At 31.8% G+C, this 1,041-nt stretch carries 2 protein-coding genes and 1 pseudogene; 2 read left to right on the top strand and 1 reads right to left on the bottom strand.

Going from position 1 to position 1,041, the window contains the following annotated elements; all coding sequences use genetic code 11:
- Positions 1–61: 61 nt before the first annotated feature.
- Positions 62–187: a hypothetical protein gene (locus tag AC1DJR_RS31175; protein ID WP_429688123.1), complete on the bottom strand. Its 126-nt coding sequence runs from the start codon at positions 185–187 to the stop codon at positions 62–64.
- A gap of 210 nt (positions 188–397) precedes the next feature.
- Between AC1DJR_RS31175 and AC1DJR_RS31170 the strand changes: the two genes are divergently transcribed.
- Together AC1DJR_RS31170 and AC1DJR_RS31165 are read left to right on the top strand one after the other, a co-directional pair.
- The gene (locus AC1DJR_RS31170) at positions 398–670 is read left to right on the top strand and encodes a hypothetical protein (protein WP_429688124.1); all 273 of its coding nucleotides are present in this window, start codon (positions 398–400) and stop codon (positions 668–670) included.
- Positions 654–1,041: pseudogene (locus AC1DJR_RS31165) on the top strand (immunity protein Imm33 domain-containing protein); the annotation flags it as partial. The gene AC1DJR_RS31170 and the pseudogene AC1DJR_RS31165, both read left to right, overlap by 17 nt.

Here is a 1,041-nt window from a genome sequence, read left to right as displayed (position 1 = left end):
ATTCTAAACATCTTAACAATAAAAAAACGCCGAATCCTTAATTGGAATCGGCGTTTTTATTCTATGATACCTCTACATATGTTGAACTAGCTGTAATATAGAAGACACTGCTTTTTGAATTTTTCACTTTATATTGCGGTGAACCATTTACTGATATTTCGTATAAGTTCGACCGTGTCTGTGCCATTACTTCGTCTCCGTTTCCGTCAATTTATCATTTTACCACATGTGAAATTTTAACAATTAAATATTAATGTAGTGTAAATACAATATAAATTTCCTATTAATATTAAAAAATAATGATAGGATAAGAAAAAACGTAAATACAGATGTACCCAAAGTTGACCCTGTATATGGTTATGAAGTTGAAAAACTTGAAGCTGACCATATTGTTTCGATGAAAGAAATAACGGACATGGAAGGTTTTGACCTATTACCGAGAGAACAACAAATAGAAGTGCTTAATATGGATGTAAACTTTGTTGGACTTGGAAAACCAACAAATGCTTCTAAGAATGCAAAAGATTGGAGTACATGGCCAGGGCATCCTAAATACGGTAAGGTTCCCGAAATTATAAGACTAGAAATGTTAGAACGTGAAGCAGCGTCTAGAGAAGCTTTGAAAAAATCAATAAAAGAGAGGTTACAATCCATTGAAAACAATAGTTAAAAATATAGGTGGTAAAAAGATAATAGCTACAGCAGAAGAACATTTAAACCCCCAGATAGAAAAGTTATTATATTTGCTAACTAAAGTAGAAGATAACAAATTAGTTGATGGATTTTCTATACAAGTTGGTTGGTCTATTTTTGTTCTATCCAAACGTGAAGATGGGTATCACATTATTGCCTCAGATTATACAAAAAATCCATTTAAGGATACTACAGATGATTTAACAATTGCTTTATGGGTGCAATTAGAACAAGTACACTGTTTACGTCAGTTGAATATTGATGGTGAAATGATAAAGTTTAGCGATAAAATAGTGACTGCAAAAAATGTGTTACAACTAGATGAGGTTTATTTACAAAGAGCTAGGG

The organism is Bacillus sp. 05T31 (genome assembly GCF_056396725.1).
The sequence above is the reverse complement of the archived record's forward strand: the minus strand, read 5'-3'. Positions and strand labels throughout refer to the sequence as shown.

Excerpts from the sequence above, each read along its gene's own strand:
- AC1DJR_RS31170 (WP_429688124.1), top strand. The coding sequence starts at position 398 with ATGAAAGAAATAACGGACATGGAAGGTTTTGACCTATTACCGAGAGAA.
- AC1DJR_RS31175 (WP_429688123.1), bottom strand. The coding sequence starts at position 187 with ATGGCACAGACACGGTCGAACTTATACGAAATATCAGTAAATGGTTCA.